14 protein-coding genes are annotated in these 14,778 nt (G+C 64.9%); 9 read left to right on the top strand and 5 right to left on the bottom strand.

Translation table 11 applies throughout. The features are described from left to right. Positions 1-9: 9 nt before the first annotated feature. Together ACZK29_RS08765 and ykgO are read right to left on the bottom strand one after the other, a co-directional pair. On the bottom strand, positions 10-309 hold the full coding sequence (locus ACZK29_RS08765; protein WP_239503995.1) for a hypothetical protein: 300 nt from the start codon (positions 307-309) through the stop codon (positions 10-12). Positions 310-485: 176 nt separating this feature from the next. Next, positions 486-611: a type B 50S ribosomal protein L36 gene (gene ykgO, locus ACZK29_RS08770; protein ID WP_005409283.1), complete on the bottom strand. Its 126-nt coding sequence runs from the start codon at positions 609-611 to the stop codon at positions 486-488. A 197-nt stretch (positions 612-808) separates the two neighbouring features. Between ykgO and cmk the strand changes: the two genes are divergently transcribed. From cmk to galU, 8 genes are all read left to right on the top strand, one after another. Then, on the top strand, positions 809-1,486 hold the full coding sequence (gene cmk / locus ACZK29_RS08775) for a (d)CMP kinase (RefSeq protein ID WP_478446917.1): 678 nt from the start codon (positions 809-811) through the stop codon (positions 1,484-1,486). Between the two features lie 198 nt (positions 1,487-1,684). Continuing rightward, on the top strand, positions 1,685-3,370 hold the full coding sequence (gene rpsA / locus ACZK29_RS08780; RefSeq protein ID WP_005409285.1) for a 30S ribosomal protein S1: 1,686 nt from the start codon (positions 1,685-1,687) through the stop codon (positions 3,368-3,370). An 88-nt stretch (positions 3,371-3,458) separates the two neighbouring features. Beyond that, positions 3,459-3,764, top strand: coding sequence for an integration host factor subunit beta (locus tag ACZK29_RS08785; RefSeq protein WP_005409286.1), 306 nt, complete (start codon positions 3,459-3,461; stop codon positions 3,762-3,764). 76 nt (positions 3,765-3,840) lie between these two features. Next, a complete protein-coding gene (locus ACZK29_RS08790) occupies positions 3,841-4,122 on the top strand; it encodes a LapA family protein (RefSeq protein WP_111202387.1) in 282 nt (93 codons plus the stop codon). 6 nt (positions 4,123-4,128) lie between these two features. Next, a complete protein-coding gene (gene lapB, locus ACZK29_RS08795; RefSeq protein ID WP_049428020.1) occupies positions 4,129-5,307 on the top strand; it encodes a lipopolysaccharide assembly protein LapB in 1,179 nt (392 codons plus the stop codon). Between the two features lie 3 nt (positions 5,308-5,310). After that, a complete protein-coding gene (locus ACZK29_RS08800) occupies positions 5,311-6,300 on the top strand; it encodes an MraY family glycosyltransferase (RefSeq protein ID WP_099552293.1) in 990 nt (329 codons plus the stop codon). A gap of 3 nt (positions 6,301-6,303) precedes the next feature. After that, positions 6,304-8,217 carry a polysaccharide biosynthesis protein gene (locus ACZK29_RS08805; RefSeq protein WP_478446919.1) on the top strand — a complete coding sequence of 638 codons (1,914 nt, stop codon included), beginning with the start codon at positions 6,304-6,306 and terminating at the stop codon, positions 8,215-8,217. Beyond that, positions 8,214-9,092 (top strand): UTP--glucose-1-phosphate uridylyltransferase GalU, encoded by an 879-nt coding sequence (gene galU, locus ACZK29_RS08810; RefSeq protein ID WP_111202388.1) that lies wholly within the window; start codon positions 8,214-8,216, stop codon positions 9,090-9,092. Before ACZK29_RS08805 ends, galU begins: the two co-directional genes overlap by 4 nt. A gap of 540 nt (positions 9,093-9,632) precedes the next feature. Here galU and ACZK29_RS08815 read toward each other — a convergent pair. From ACZK29_RS08815 to ACZK29_RS08825, 3 genes are all read right to left on the bottom strand, one after another. After that, positions 9,633-10,841: an acetyl-CoA C-acyltransferase gene (locus ACZK29_RS08815; RefSeq protein WP_005409292.1), complete on the bottom strand. Its 1,209-nt coding sequence runs from the start codon at positions 10,839-10,841 to the stop codon at positions 9,633-9,635. Between the two features lie 69 nt (positions 10,842-10,910). Then, positions 10,911-13,283: a 3-hydroxyacyl-CoA dehydrogenase/enoyl-CoA hydratase family protein gene (locus ACZK29_RS08820; protein WP_106549643.1), complete on the bottom strand. Its 2,373-nt coding sequence runs from the start codon at positions 13,281-13,283 to the stop codon at positions 10,911-10,913. Positions 13,284-13,322: 39 nt separating this feature from the next. Further along, entirely contained in the window at positions 13,323-13,976 is a 654-nt protein-coding gene (locus ACZK29_RS08825) for a TetR/AcrR family transcriptional regulator (protein WP_459047597.1), read from the bottom strand. Between the two features lie 368 nt (positions 13,977-14,344). Here ACZK29_RS08825 and ndk point away from each other — a divergent pair, with 368 nt between their 5' ends. Then, positions 14,345-14,770, top strand: a complete 426-nt coding sequence (ndk, locus tag ACZK29_RS08830; RefSeq protein WP_005409295.1) for a nucleoside-diphosphate kinase — start codon at positions 14,345-14,347, stop codon at positions 14,768-14,770. The last annotated feature ends 8 nt before the right edge of the window (positions 14,771-14,778 follow it).

Here is a 14,778-nt window from a genome sequence, read left to right on the forward strand (position 1 = left end):
GCATAGGGATCAGCGGATCGGCGGTTTCGGGCCGATTTCGTTCGGGTCCGCCCGGTTGGCCACCACGTCGATCACCTTCTGCTTCTCGAAGTAGACGGTGAACTGCGGGTACACCCAGCGGTTGATGGTCGGCCATTGCCGCTTCTGCCCGCCACGCGGCTGCAGCTGTTCGCTCGGCGCGCCGAACTGCGCCTGCACCTGCTGCATGCTCTGGCCGCGCACGGGCAGGGCACCGGCCGGCTTCTCGCGGGCGCGGTCGACAAGCAGGGTATCGGCCATCGCCGGCGTGGCGGCGGCCAGGGTGGCCATCACGGCCAGGGCGGACAGGTAACGCTTCATCTCGATCTACTCCCCAGTGGTCAAGAAAGGCGATTACAGCAAAAACGGCAGGAAAAAGCCGCATAAACAAAAAACCGCCCGAAGGCGGTTTCTTGCATCGGGTCGGCCCCGCGTAGGGCCAGCCGCAGCCGCGAGGGCTGTTGGGCTTAGCGCTGGCGCGCCTTGAAACGCGGGTTCGACTTGCAGATGACGAAGATCTTGCCGCGACGACGGACGACCTTGCAGTCGCGGTGACGGGCCTTCGCCGACTTCAGGGAGGACAGGACTTTCATGGCATACCTCGGCGTAAACAGTAGTTGTTCGGGTGGAGCGTGGCCGCGATATGCGAAAGACAATCGGCAGTTGACGCTCGTTCAAGCCCGCCATTCTACCGGGCTTTTTGTCGATGTTTCAAGTGGTTGCGCGAAAGTCGCCGCGCGGGGCCCCGGGCAGGGGCTAGAATGACCCCTTCACACGCTCTGGGAACCCCATGAATCCACTCGCCCCCATCCTGACCATCGACGGCCCTTCCGGGGCCGGCAAGGGTACCATCAGCCGCATCATCGCGCGCCGGATGGGCTGGCATTACCTGGATTCGGGCGCGCTGTACCGCGCAGTGGGCGTGGCCGCGAGCTGGGCAGATATCGACACCTCCGACGCCTCGGCCCTGGTGCGCTGCACCTTCGATACTCATGTTCAGTTTGTTGAACAGGGCGAGTCGATGCGGGTCATGGTCAATGGCACCGATGCCACCGACGAGCTGCGCCTGGAGACCACCGGCGCCCTGGCCTCGGCCATTGCCGCTATTCCCGAGGTCCGCGCGGCCCTGAAGGAGCGCCAGCGCGCATTCAGGGAACTGCCCGGCCTGGTCGCCGACGGCCGTGACATGGGCACGGTGATCTTCAAGGATGCCCCCTACAAGGTCTTCCTGACCGCCAGTGCCGAGGAGCGCGCCGAGCGCCGGCATAAGCAGTTGAAAGACAAGGGGGTTTCTGTTAACTTTGATGACCTCCTGCGCGAGATCATGGCCCGCGACGCCCGTGATGCCCAGCGTACCGTGGCGCCCCTGAAGCCGGCAGACGATGCTGTCCTCATCGACACCACAGGCATCGACATCGATGATGTCGTTGCCCGAGTGATGGATCTGCTTCCGGTTCCGGCTGCCTGATCCGTTCGCGCGGGAGCACTGCCAGCTGCATCGGTGGTGGTCGCGCAAAGCAGTGCTGTACCAGCTCCGTCGCGCAATGATGCGTGGCGGTTTTCCTACTACACACGACCTGCGTTTCCGGGGTCGACCAACAGGCGGGCGGTCGCCATTCCCCTGAAGGGGACGCCACCGACCCATGTGTCCAACAGAGTAAATCTAATGACCGAATCATTTGCCGAACTGTTTGAAGCCAGCCAGGCCAACCTGGCCAAGCTGAAGCCGGGCGCCATCGTCAGCGGTACCGTTGTTGAAGTCCGCGGCGACGTCGTGGTGATCAACGCTGGCCTGAAGTCCGAAGGCATCGTGCCGATCGAACAGTTCCGTAACGACGCTGGCGAAATCGACGTCGCCGAAGGCGACATCGTCAAGGTCGCCCTCGACTCGATCGAGAACGGCTTCGGCGAAACCGTCCTGTCGCGCGAGAAGGCCAAGCGCGCGATGGTGTGGGACGAGCTGGAAGAAGCGTTGGAAAAGAACGAAACCATCACCGGCCGCATCAGCGGCAAGGTCAAGGGTGGTTTCACCGTGGACATCAAGGATGTCCGCGCCTTCCTGCCGGGTTCCCTGGTCGATGTGCGCCCGGTGCGCGATCCGGCCTACCTGGAAGGCAAGGAACTCGAGTTCAAGCTCATCAAGCTGGACCGCAAGCGTAACAACGTCGTGGTCTCGCGCCGCGCTGTCGTCGAAAGCGAGCACTCGGAAGAGCGCGAGCAGCTGATGGACAAGCTGCAGGAAGGCGCGATCCTGAAGGGTGTCGTCAAGAACCTGACCGATTACGGCGCGTTCGTGGACCTGGGCGGTATCGACGGCCTGCTGCACATTACCGACATGGCGTGGAAGCGCGTGCGTCACCCGTCGGAAGTCGTGAACGTCGGCGACGAGCTGGACGTCCGCGTGCTGAAGTTCGACCGCGAGCGCAACCGCGTTTCGCTGGGCCTGAAGCAGCTGGGCGAGGATCCGTGGGACAACATCGGCCGTCGTTACCCGGCCAACAGCCGCGTCTTCGGCAAGGTCTCCAACGTCACCGATTACGGTGCATTTGTTGAGATCGAGCCGGGCGTCGAAGGCCTGGTGCACGTCTCCGAGATGGATTGGACCAACAAGAACGTCAACCCGTCCAAGGTTGTCCAGGTTGGTGATGAAGTCGAAGTGATGGTGCTGGACGTCGATGAAGAGCGTCGCCGTATCTCGCTGGGCATGAAGCAGGTTGCCGCCAATCCGTGGGAAACCTTCGCTGCCACCCACAAGAAGGGTGACAAGGTGTCGGGCCAGATCAAGTCGATCACCGACTTCGGCATCTTCATCGGCCTGGACGGCGGCATCGACGGCCTGGTCCACCTGTCCGACATCAGCTGGAACACCACCGGCGAAGACGTCGTTCGCAACTTCAAGAAGGGCGATACCCTGGACGCCGTCGTCCTGGCTGTCGATCCGGAGCGCGAGCGCATCTCCCTGGGCGTGAAGCAGCTGGAGCAGGATCCGTTCGGCCAGTACATGGCTGCCAATCCGAAGGGCTCCAAGGTCGAAGGCGTGGTGAAGGAAGTCGACGCCAAGGGCGCGATCATCGAGCTGGCTGACGGCATCGAGGGTTACGTTTCGGCTCGCGACATCGCCAACGAGCGCGTTGACGACGCCACCCAGCACCTGAAGGTCGGCGACAAGATCGAAGCCAAGTTCGTGGGCATGGACCGCAAGGGCCGTACCCTGCAGCTGTCGATCAAGGCCAAGGATGACGCGGAAATGCGCGAAGTGCTGGAGGAATACCAGTCCTCTTCGGCTTCCAGCGGCACCACCCAGCTGGGCGCGCTGCTGCGTGCACAGCTGAACGGCAACAAGTCCGAGTAATCGGCCTTACGCTGTTTGTTGTTTCCTGGACGGCCCGGGCTTCTGCCCGGGCCGTTTCAGGCTGAGATGCCCCTGATGTGAGCCGGTAATGACCAAATCCGAACTGATCGAAATCCTTGCGCGCCGCCAGGCGCACCTGAAGGCCGATGATGTCGATCTGGCGGTGAAGTCGTTGCTGGAAATGATGGGCGGTTCGCTGTCCGCAGGGGATCGCATCGAAATCCGTGGTTTTGGCAGCTTCTCGCTGCACTATCGTCCGCCGCGCCTGGGTCGCAACCCGAAGACCGGCGAATCGGTTGCCCTGCCGGGCAAGCACGTCCCCCATTTCAAGCCGGGCAAGGAACTGCGCGAGCGGGTCAGCAGTGTGCTGCCGCTGGACGCCGATCCGGCCTGAGCCTCCGTCGCGCCACCGCGTGCGAATCCAGCCGCGGGTCGGATAAGCTACGGACTCCTGCCACTGGAGCTGTCGCATGAAGGTCTTTCGTCTGCTGGTCCTGCTGGCGGTCCTGATCCTTGGGCTGATCATCGGTGCGGTCAACATGACCGCGATGTCGATCAACCTGCTGTTTACCCAGTTGAATACCTCCGTCGGCGTGGCGCTGATTGCGGCCCTGCTGATCGGTGTCATCGTCGGTGCCGGCCTGGTGCTGGTGAGCGTGGTCATTCCGCTCTACAGCCAGCTGCGCCGTGCCAACAAGTCCGCCGCCACGCCGGCCGCGGCTGTTTCCCCCCAATCTTTTGATGGACGCTGATCGAAGATGGATTTCGTCACCGAGTGGCTGTGGTTTTTCCTGTTCGTCCCGCTGGCCGCACTGGCCGGGTGGGTGATTGGCCGGCGTGGTGGCCAACGCCACGGTGACAACCAGGTCAGCCGCCTGTCCAGCACCTACTTCCGCGGCCTGAACTACCTGCTCAACGAGCAGCCGGACAAGGCCATCGAACTGTTCCTGCACATCGCCGAGCTGGACAAGGAAACCTTCGAGACCCAGGTCGCGCTGGGCCACCTGTTCCGCCGCCGCGGTGAAGTCGATCGCGCCATCCGCCTGCACCAGGGGCTGGTCAACCGCCACGACCTGAGCGACGCGCAGCGCGTGCAGGCCCTGCTGGCGCTGGGCGAGGACTACATGAAGTCCGGCCTGCTGGACCGTGCAGAGACCGTGTTCACCGAGCTGGCGCAGCTGGACCAGCGCGCCCCGCAGGCGCTCAAGCACCTGATCGGCATCTATCAGGCCGAGCGTGACTGGGAGAAGGCGATCGACAACGCCACCCGCTTCGAAGACGTCACCGGCGAGCCGATGGGCAAGCTGATCGGGCAGTTCGAATGCGAACTGGCCGAACGCTTCCGCGGTGCCGGCAAGCTGGAAGAGGCGAGGGCGGCGATTGCCCGCGCCTACCAGGCCGACGCCATGTCGGTGCGCGCCGGCATCATCGAAGGTCGCCTTGAGACGGATGCGGGCAACGCTGAAGCCGCCGTGCGTGCATTCGAGCGTGCCGCGCGCAACGACCCGGAGTACCTGCCCGAGCTGCTGCCGGCGTTGATGGAAAACTACCGCAAGGTCGGCGACCTGGGTGGCGCACGTGCGTTCCTGTCGGAAATGACCGAGCACTACCGTGGCATCGCCCCGGTGCTGGCCCTGACCCGACTGATGGAAGAGCAGGAGGGCGTGGCTCCGGCCCGAGCCTACCTTGGCCGCCAGCTCAAGGATCGTCCGTCGGTGCGTGGCGAATCGGCGCTGATCGACCTGACCCTGGCCGAGGGCGCCGATTCCACGGCGACCCTGCATGACCTCAAGCACATCACCGACCAGCTGCTGGTGCGCAATCCCGCTTACCGCTGCACCCGTTGCGGGTTCGGTGCACGCACCCATCATTGGCAGTGCCCGAGCTGCAAGGAATGGGGCACGGTCAAGCCACTGCTGAACTACGCGGTGCTCTGATCCATGCCGTGGCTCGTGATGGGCGCGCTGCTGGGGCTGGCCCTGCTGAGTGCGGGGTTGACCTGGGCGGCACGGGGTTATGCCCTGCGCCAGCAACTGATGGACCAGCCCGGCGAGCGTCGCAGCCATAGCGTGGCAACGCCACGCGGTGGCGGTATCGCCATCGTCATCAGCCTGCTGGTCACCGCCGGTGCAGCGATGTGGGTCTGGCCCGAATCGACACCGAGCCTGCTGGTGGCCAGCCTGGGCCTGGTACTGGTGGCGGGCATCGGCTGGTGGGACGATCACCGGCCGTTGCCGGCCATGCGCCGCCTGCTGGTGCACTTCATTGCCGCCGCGCTGCTGGCCGCCCTGGTCAAGGTGCACGGTGGAAGCTGGTTGCTGGCCGGGCTGGTGCTGGTATTCACCGCCTCGTTGATCAACATCTGGAACTTCATGGATGGCATCAACGGTATTGCCGCCAGCCAGGCCATTGTCGTTGCACTGGGGCTGGCGCCGGTGCTGCCCTGGCCGTATTCGCTGGCGGCGGTGGCGCTGGGCCTGGCCTGCCTGGGTTTCCTGCCGTTCAATTTCCCGCGGGCCCGGATCTTCATGGGTGATGTCGGAAGTGGCGCGCTGGGCTATGCAGTCGCCGTCGTCCTGGCCATCGCCGCGGTGCGTACCGATATCAACTGGATCCTGCTGCTGGTGCCGGCTTCGGCGTTCCTCGTGGACGCGGGCTTCACACTGGCGGCGCGCATCATTTCCGGACAACGCTGGATGGAACCCCATACCCAGCACGTCTACCAGCGGGCGGTGCAGGCAGGAGCCAGCCACGCCCAGGTGACAGGGATGTACTTTGCTTTGGGCCTGTTCAGTATTACAGTGCTTAATGTCTGCTCCAATTTGCAGCCGAGGTGGGAGGCTGTCCTGGCGGTCGCGTGGTTTCTCGCGCTGAGCGTCCTCTGGCTCCTCCTGCGCAATGGATTGCGTCACCGACAAGGAAATACCTGACTTATGGCTTCACCCTGGCGGGACAGAATTCTCGGCCTGATGCCGCGTTCGGCCATCGTCTGCCACGACCTGTTCATGGTCTGGGCATGCTGGCAGCTGCTCCACGCCGGGCGGTACTCGATCCTCCCCAACGCGCCCGCGCTTCCGCTCTGGAATGTCGACACCACGCTGGTGCTGCTGCTGCAGGGCCTGGTGTTCTGGCGCGTAGGCCTGTACCGCGGGCTATGGCGTTTCGCCAGCGTCAGTGACCTGCTGAACATCTTCAAGGCCAGCTTCATCGGCCTGGTCGGCATCGTGCTGGTGCTGATGTGGAAGCGTTTCGACGGCGTGCCGATGTCGGTGCTGGTGATCTATCCGTTCGCGCTGTCGGCGCTGCTGGGCGCGCCGCGCCTGCTGTACCGGGCCTGGAAGGATTACCAGGCACTGCAGTCGGATTCGAGCGCGCGCCGCGTGCTGATCCTGGGGGCCGGGCAGGCTGCCGAGACGCTGGTTCGCGACCTGCGCCGCTCCGGCAACTTCGAGCCGGTCGGCCTGCTGGACGACGCACCGCACCTGCGCGGTGCCAAGCTGCAGGGCCTGCCGATCCTCGGCAGCCTGGATGACGCCCCTGCCGTGGTCCGCGAGACTGCGGCCAAGTTGCTGGTGATCGCCATGCCCTCGCTGGATGCCGCAGGCATGCAGCGGGTGGTCGCCATCTGCGAAAGCACTGGCGTGCCGTTCCGTACCGTGCCCAAGCTGAGCGACATCCTGCAGGGCCAGTCGCTGCCCGGCCAGCTGAAGGAAGTGGCGATCGAGGATCTGCTCGGCCGCAAACCGATCACCCCGGACTGGAACCTGATCCGCGGCTGGTTGGGCGGGCGCACCGTGATGGTTACCGGTGCCGGTGGCTCGATCGGCTCGGAGCTGTGCCGCCAGTGCGCGCGCCATGGTGCCGGCCGCATCATCCTGCTGGAGATCAGCGAGCTGCTGCTGCTGACCATTGAAGGTGAGCTGCGCCGCAGCTTCCCCGATATCGAGATCGAAGCGGTGCTGGGCGATTGTGGCGATCCTGCGGTGATCCGCCATGCGCTATCGCTGCATCCGGTCGACACCGCGTTCCATGCTGCCGCATACAAGCATGTACCGGTGCTGGAACGGCAGCTGCGCGAAGCCGTGCGCAACAACATCCTGGCGACCGAGAACGTGGCCCGTGCCTGCCTGGAAGCCCGCGTCGAGCATTTCGTGTTCATCTCCACCGACAAGGCGGTTGACCCGGTCAACGCGCTGGGTGCCAGCAAGCGCTATGCCGAGATGATCTGCCAGAGCCTGGACCAGAAGTCCACGCACACCCGTTTCGTTACCGTGCGCTTCGGCAACGTGCTGGCCTCGGCCGGCAGCGTGGTGCCGCTGTTCCGCGAGCAGATCCTGCGTGGTGGGCCGGTCACGGTCACCGATCCGGAAGTCAGCCGCTACTTCATGACCATCCCCGAGGCCTGCCAGTTGATCCTGCAGGCAGCGGCTTCGGCCTCGCACGGTGCGATCTACACGCTCGACATGGGCGAGCCGGTGCCGATCCGGCTGCTGGCCGAGCAGATGATCCGTCTGGCGGGCAAGCAGCCGTACAAGGACATCCCGATCATCTACACCGGCCTGCGTCCAGGCGAGAAGCTGCACGAGACGCTGTTCTATTCGGACGAGGACTATCGTTCCACCGCGCACCCGAAGATTCTCGAGGCCGGTGTGCGCATGTTCTCGCGCGATCTGGTGCTGGGTAACGTCCCGCGCCTGCGCGAGGCGGTGTGCAGCTATGACACCGACAGCATCAAGGAAGTCCTGTTCGCGACGATGCCGGAGTTCTCTCCAATCGAACAGGATGCTTACATTTCATCCGCTAAAGTCGTGCCCTTTCCGGCACGCGAGGCCAACAGGCACCAATGAGCAAGCGAATTCGCAAAGCGGTTTTCCCGGTAGCAGGTCTGGGGACGCGTTTTTTGCCAGCAACCAAGACCGTTCCGAAGGAGATGCTGCCGATCATTGATCGGCCGCTGATCCAGTACGCGGTGGATGAAGCAATCGAGGCGGGCTGTGACACGCTGGTGTTCATCACCAACCGTTACAAGCATGCAGTCGCCGACTATTTCGACAAGGCCTACGAGCTGGAGCAGAAGCTCGAGCGCGCTGGCAAGCAGGAGCAGCTGGAGCTGATCCGTCACGTACTGCCCAATGGCGTGCGCGCGATCTTCGTGACCCAGGCCGAGGCGCTGGGCCTGGGCCATGCGGTGTTGTGTGCCAAGGCCGTGATCGGTGACGAACCGTTCGCGGTTCTGCTGCCGGACGACCTGATCTGGAACCGCGGCGACGGCGCACTGAAGCAGATGGCCGACCTCAACGAAGCCAGTGGCGCCAGCGTCATTGCGGTTGAAGATGTGCCGCACGACAAGACTGCCAGCTACGGCATCGTGGCCACTGACACGTTCGACGGCCGCAAGGGTCGCATTTCGCAGATCGTGGAGAAGCCGAAGCCGGAGGACGCGCCGAGCGACCTGGCGGTGGTCGGCCGCTATGTGCTGAGCCCGAAGATCTTCGAGCTGCTGGAGCAGACCGGCAGCGGTGCCGGCGGCGAGATCCAGTTGACCGATGCGATCGCGCAGTTGCTGAAGACCGAAGAGGTCGATGCCTACCGATTCGAGGGCACTCGTTTCGACTGCGGTACACACCTGGGGCTGGTGGAGGCGACGATCCGCTTCGCGTTGGACAACCCGAAGCTGGCAGGGCCGGCGCGGGAGAAGCTGACGGCGATGTTGGCGGAATGAGGGTTTTATCAAGCGCTCCGTTCGCGGCGCCTTGACTGATACGTGGGGGAGGGGGCGGATGGCCCTCTCCAAAACACGCCAAAGCCCTTCCATGGTGCTCGATGGCGCCATCCATGGCGCCAACGGTTTTGGAGAGGGCCATCCGCCCCCTCTCGACAGTTTCCGTGCGACGCGGACGGGAAGGGCGGAATCAAGGGCAGGGGCAAAAGCAAAAAAGGCAGCCATTGGCTGCCTTTTTCGTTTCCGGAACATCCACGCATGGCGTGGATCTACCGCTCTTGCCTTTGCTCACCCCTTCGCCGCGCGGAATGATGGATGGCGACGGTGGGTGAGGCTGACCGGGACCGTTGGCGCCATGGATGGCGCCATCGAGCCCCCAAGGGTGAGGGCGCTTTGCTTGCGAAGCACTGCTTCGCAAGCGCCCGAACGCACAGCCGCCAGCGGCTGGGCCGGACCGCGGAGCGGGGTTCACGGCGTGTCCCGGGCAGCCCTGCCAACCCGGCCCACGCCATGAAGCCCAACGAGGCAACGCTTTGAAACTTACAGCGCCTCGAAAATACCCGCCGCACCCATGCCGGTGCCGATGCACATCGTCACCATGCCGTACTTCTGCTGGCGACGACGCAGGCCGTGCAGCAGGGTGGCGGTACGGATCGCGCCGGTCGCGCCCAGCGGGTGGCCCAGGGCAATCGCGCCGCCCAGTGGGTTGACCTTGCTCGGGTCCAGGCCGCAATCGCGGATCACCGCCAGCGACTGCGCGGCGAAGGCTTCGTTCAATTCGATCCAGTCCAGCTGGTCCTGGGTCAGGCCGGCCTGCTTCAGTGCCTTCGGAATCGCGGCGATCGGGCCAATGCCCATCACTTCCGGACGCACGCCGGCCACCGAGAAGCTGACGAAGCGGGCCAGCGGGGTCAGGCCGTAGTCCTTGATCGCCTGTTCCGAGGCCAGCAGCACGGCGCCGGCGCCGTCGCTCATCTGCGACGAGTTACCGGCGGTGACGGTGCCGCCGAACTGGCCGTTGCGGAACACCGGGCGCAGCTTGGCCAGGCCTTCAGCCGAAGAATCCGGGCGCGGGCCCTCGTCGGTGTCGGCGATCTTGTTGCGGGTGATGATGCGCTGGCCATCGGCCAGGTCCGGCAGGTGCGAGACGATCTCGTACGGGCTGATCTCGTCCTTGAACTCGCCGTTCTGGATCGCGGCCATGGCCTTCTGGTGCGAGGCGAGGGCGAAGGCGTCCTGGTCTTCGCGGGAGACCTTCCACTCTTCGGCCACCTTCTCGGCGGTGATGCCCATGCCGTAGGCGATGGCCACGTGGTCGTTGTCGAACACACTCGGCGCCATCGCGATCTTGTTGCCCATCATCGGCACCATCGACATCGACTCGGTACCACCGGCCAGCATCAGGTCGGCGTTGCCCAGGCGGATCGCGTCGGCGGCCTGCGCCACGGCCTGCAGGCCGGAGGAGCAGAAGCGGTTCACGGTCTGTGCGGCGATGGTATTCGGCAGGCCGGCCAGCAGCACGCCGATGCGCGCCACGTTCATGCCCTGCTCGGCTTCCGGCATGGCGCAGCCGATGATCGCGTCATCGATGCGGTTGACGTCCACGCCCGGAGCCTGGGCCACGACGCTGCGCAGTACGTGCGCAAGCATGTCATCGGGGCGGGTGTTGCGGAACATGCCCTTGGGCGCCTTGCCGACCGGGGTGCGGGTGGCGGCGACGATGTAGGCGTCCTGGATTTGCTTGGTCATTGCAGTGATCTCTTGAATAGGGGTTGGAAGAGGTTGCCGGCCAGCGGCCGGCACTACCGATGTCTTCCGTCAGTTCCGCAGCGGCTTGCCGGTCTTCAGCATGTGCGCGATGCGGGCCTGGGTCTTTTCCTGCTGGGCCAGTTCGACGAAGTGCTTGCGCTCCAGAGTCAGCAGCCACTCTTCGTCCACCAGGGTGCCGCGGTCGACCTTGCCGCCGCACAGCACGGTGGCGATGCGCTCGGCGATCTCGTAGTCGTACGGGCTGATGAAGCGGCCTTCCAGCATGTTGACCAGCATCATCTTGAAGGTGGCGATACCCACGTCACCGGCGACCTGGATGCGGCGTGCCGGCAGCGGCGGACGGTAGCCCGCTTCGGCCAGGGCGCGAGCTTCGGCCTTGGCGATGTGCAGCGCTTCGTAGCTGTTGAACACCACCTTGTCGGTGCTGCGCAGCAGGCCCAGTTCCTTGGCATTGACCGCCGAGTTGGACACCTTGGCCATCGCCACGGTCTCGAAGGTCTTCTTCAGTTCGGCGAACACGTCACCGCCCGGGCCCGCGGCCTGCGAGGCACGCACGGCCAGTTCCTTCAGGCCACCACCGGCCGGCAGCAGGCCGACGCCGGCCTCGACCAGGCCGATGTAGCTTTCCAGGAAGGCCACGGTCTTGGCGCTGTGCATCTGGAACTCGCAGCCGCCGCCCAGGGCCAGGCCGCGAACCGCTGCCACCACCGGCACCAGCGAGTACTTGATGCGCTGGCTGGTGCGCTGGAAGTTGGCGACCATTTCTTCGAACTGGTCGACCTTGCCGGCCTGCAGCAGGCCCAGCGCGCCGGCCAGGTCGGCACCGGCGGAGAAGGGCTCCTTCTGCTGCCAGATCACCAGGCCCTGGAAGTCCTTCTCGGCTCGGCTCACGCATTCCTGCAGGCCATCCAGCACCTGGTCGGACACAGTGTTCATCTTGGTCTTGAAGCTGACCACGGCGATGCCATCACCGTCATGCCACATGCGCAGGCCGTCGTTCTCGAACACGGTCTCGCCCGGCGCGAACTTCTCGCCCAGCAGCGGATCCGGGAAACGCTGGCGCTGGTACACCGGCAGCGACGAACGCGGCAGCTTGGCGTTGCGCGACGGGCTGTAGCTGCCTTCGGCGGCGTGCACGCCGTCGCGGCCATCGAACACCCAGTCCGGCAGCGGGGCGTTGCTCATGCTCTTGCCGGCGACGATGTCATCGGCGATCCACTGTGCCACCTGCTTCCAGCCCGCGGCCTGCCAGGTTTCGAACGGGCCCAGCGACCAGCCGTAGCCCCAGCGGATGGCCAGGTCGACGTCACGCGCGGTCTCGGCGATATCGGCCAGGTGGTAGGCGCTGTAGTGGAACAGGTCACGGAAGGTCGCCCACAGGAACTGCGCCTGCGGGTGCTGGCTCTCGCGCAGCTTGGCGAACTTCTCGGCCGGGTTCCTGATCTTCAGGATCTCGACCACTTCCGGTGCGGCGGTGCGGTCGGCCGGACGGTAGTCCTGCTTCTCCAGGTCCAGCACCACGATGTCCTTGCCGACCTTGCGGAAGATGCCGGCGCCGGTCTTCTGGCCCAGCGCGCCCTTGGAAATCAGCGCGTCCAGCCACTTCGGCGACTTGAAGAATTCATGCCACGGGTCGTTGGGCAGGGTGTCGCCCATGGTCTTGATGACGTGGGCCATGGTGTCCAGGCCGACCACGTCGGAGGTGCGGTAGGTCGCCGACTTCGGGCGGCCGACCAGCGGGCCGGTCAGTCCGTCCACTTCATCGAAGCCCAGGCCGAACTGCTGGGTGTGGTGGATGGTGGACAGGATCGAGAACACGCCGATGCGGTTGCCGATGAAGTTCGGGGTGTCCTTGGCGTACACCACGCCCTTGCCCAGGGTGGTGACCAGGAACTCTTCCAGGCCTTCCAGCACGGCGGCATCGGTGGTGGTGGCCGGGATCAGCTCGGCCAGGTGCATGTAGCGCGGCGGATTGAAGAAGTGCACGCCGCAGAAGCGGTGGCGCAGCTGCTCGGGCAGCACGTCGGCCAGCTTGTTGATGCCCAGGCCCGAGGTGTTGGACGCCAGCACCGCGTGGTCGGCCACGAACGGGGCGATCTTCTTGTACAGGTCCTGCTTCCAGTCCATGCGCTCGGCGATGGCCTCGATGATCAGGTCGCAGTCCTTCAGCTGCTCCAGCCCGGATTCGTAGTTGGCCGGGGTGATGGCTTCGGCCAGCGACTTGCTGGCCAGCGGCGCCGGGCTCAGCTTGCCCAGGTTGGCGATCGCCTTCAGCACGATGCCGTCGGCCGGACCTTCCTTGGCGGGCAGGTCGAACAGCACGGTGTCGACGCCAGCGTTGGTGAGGTGGGCGGCAATCTGGGCACCCATGACGCCGGCACCCAGCACGGCGGCGCGGCGGACTAGCAGGGAATTGGACATGGTGTAGGGCCTTTGTTGGTCAGCAGTTACTGGGTGGAATCAAGGGGAAGCGGGCAGGGCGCTGGCGCGTGCGGCGGCGCGGAACCCGGCTTCGGCGAAATGGATCAGTTCGTGGGCGGCATGGGCACGATGCGCCGCTTCGGTGACACCGGCGGGACGCTTGATCAGCCCGAAGTCGGCCATCGCATAGGTCAGCGAGCCGGCCAGGAAGTCGAGGCGCCAGTACAGCTCCTCCTTGCTCAGGTCCGGCACGCATTCGCCGATGGCCTTGCCGAACGCACGCAGCACGTGGCCGTAGTGGTCGGACAGGAACTTGCGCAGGTTGTCGTTCTTCTCGGCGTAGGCGCGGGCGATCACGCGCACGAAGGCGCCGCCGTTCTGGCGGTCCTGGGCCAGCGCCAGTGCCGGCTCGACGAAGGCGGCCAGCACCGGGCGCAGCTGGCCGGGGTGCTCCGCGCGGGCACGTTCCAGCTGCGACAGGCGGGCGCCGGTCATCTCGTCCATGCGGCGGCGGAACACCTCGTTGACCAGGTTTTCCTTGGAGCCGAAGTGGTAGTTGACCGCGGCAATGTTGACGTCGGCCTGGCTGGTGACCTGGCGCAGCGAGGTGCCGGCGAAGCCGTGCTGGGCGAACAGCTCCTCGGCGGCACCGAGGATCCGGTCCTTGGTCGAGAAGTGGGCGGGCTTGGCCATCGGTGGGCGGACCTTAATCAAACGATTGTTTGATACTAGAACCAGACGGTACCGTATGGCATTTTGCAGTGCAGCAAAAATACCCGGGGCGGTCAGAATCCGCTCAGGTGGATGAATGGGGTGGGGCGGGGTGGCCTGGAAGGGTGTGCGGCTTCTGTAGAGCCGAGCCCATGCTCGGCTGCCTTTCTGGCCAAAAGCAGCCGAGCATGGGCTCGGCTCTACAGGGGGCGCTGGCCGCCCTCTACCACGGCAGCGCTTTATCTTTTACAATTCGCCTACGTTTATCAGGCTAAGCCCGCGTCCCGACGCGGGTTTTTTTCATGTTACCCTTCGGGCCATCAGCGGCCCGATTCCATTGGAGACATCCCATGGCGCTGGAGCGCACCCTTTCGATCATCAAGCCGGACGCCGTTGCCAAGAACGTCATCGGCGAAATCTACGCCCGCTTCGAGAAGGCCGGCCTGAAGGTCGTGGCCGCCAAGTACAAGCAGCTGTCGCGCCGTGAAGCCGAAGGCTTCTACGCCGTGCACCGCGAGCGTCCGTTCTTCAACGCACTGGTCGAGTTCATGATCTCCGGCCCGGTGATGATCCAGGCCCTGGAAGGCGAGAACGCCGTCCTGGCCCACCGCGACCTGCTGGGCGCCACCAACCCGAAGGAAGCCGCGCCGGGCACCATCCGCGCCGACTTCGCCGAATCCATCGATGCCAACGCCGCCCACGGCTCGGACTCGGTCGAGAATGCCGCGATTGAAATCGCCTACTTCTTCGCCGCCACCGAAGTCGTTTCGCGCTGAGAGTAATG

It is taken from the genome of Stenotrophomonas sp. 89682_Sma (genome assembly GCF_056481405.1).

Excerpts from the sequence above, each read along its gene's own strand:
- ACZK29_RS08765 (WP_239503995.1), bottom strand. The coding sequence starts at position 309 with ATGGCCACCCTGGCCGCCGCCACGCCGGCGATGGCCGATACCCTGCTT.
- ykgO (WP_005409283.1), bottom strand. The coding sequence starts at position 611 with ATGAAAGTCCTGTCCTCCCTGAAGTCGGCGAAGGCCCGTCACCGCGAC.
- cmk (WP_478446917.1), top strand. The coding sequence starts at position 809 with ATGAATCCACTCGCCCCCATCCTGACCATCGACGGCCCTTCCGGGGCC.
- rpsA (WP_005409285.1), top strand. The coding sequence starts at position 1,685 with ATGACCGAATCATTTGCCGAACTGTTTGAAGCCAGCCAGGCCAACCTG.
- ACZK29_RS08785 (WP_005409286.1), top strand. The coding sequence starts at position 3,459 with ATGACCAAATCCGAACTGATCGAAATCCTTGCGCGCCGCCAGGCGCAC.
- ACZK29_RS08790 (WP_111202387.1), top strand. The coding sequence starts at position 3,841 with ATGAAGGTCTTTCGTCTGCTGGTCCTGCTGGCGGTCCTGATCCTTGGG.
- lapB (WP_049428020.1), top strand. The coding sequence starts at position 4,129 with ATGGATTTCGTCACCGAGTGGCTGTGGTTTTTCCTGTTCGTCCCGCTG.
- ACZK29_RS08800 (WP_099552293.1), top strand. The coding sequence starts at position 5,311 with ATGCCGTGGCTCGTGATGGGCGCGCTGCTGGGGCTGGCCCTGCTGAGT.
- ACZK29_RS08805 (WP_478446919.1), top strand. The coding sequence starts at position 6,304 with ATGGCTTCACCCTGGCGGGACAGAATTCTCGGCCTGATGCCGCGTTCG.
- galU (WP_111202388.1), top strand. The coding sequence starts at position 8,214 with ATGAGCAAGCGAATTCGCAAAGCGGTTTTCCCGGTAGCAGGTCTGGGG.
- ACZK29_RS08815 (WP_005409292.1), bottom strand. The coding sequence starts at position 10,841 with ATGACCAAGCAAATCCAGGACGCCTACATCGTCGCCGCCACCCGCACC.
- ACZK29_RS08820 (WP_106549643.1), bottom strand. The coding sequence starts at position 13,283 with ATGTCCAATTCCCTGCTAGTCCGCCGCGCCGCCGTGCTGGGTGCCGGC.
- ACZK29_RS08825 (WP_459047597.1), bottom strand. The coding sequence starts at position 13,976 with ATGGCCAAGCCCGCCCACTTCTCGACCAAGGACCGGATCCTCGGTGCC.
- ndk (WP_005409295.1), top strand. The coding sequence starts at position 14,345 with ATGGCGCTGGAGCGCACCCTTTCGATCATCAAGCCGGACGCCGTTGCC.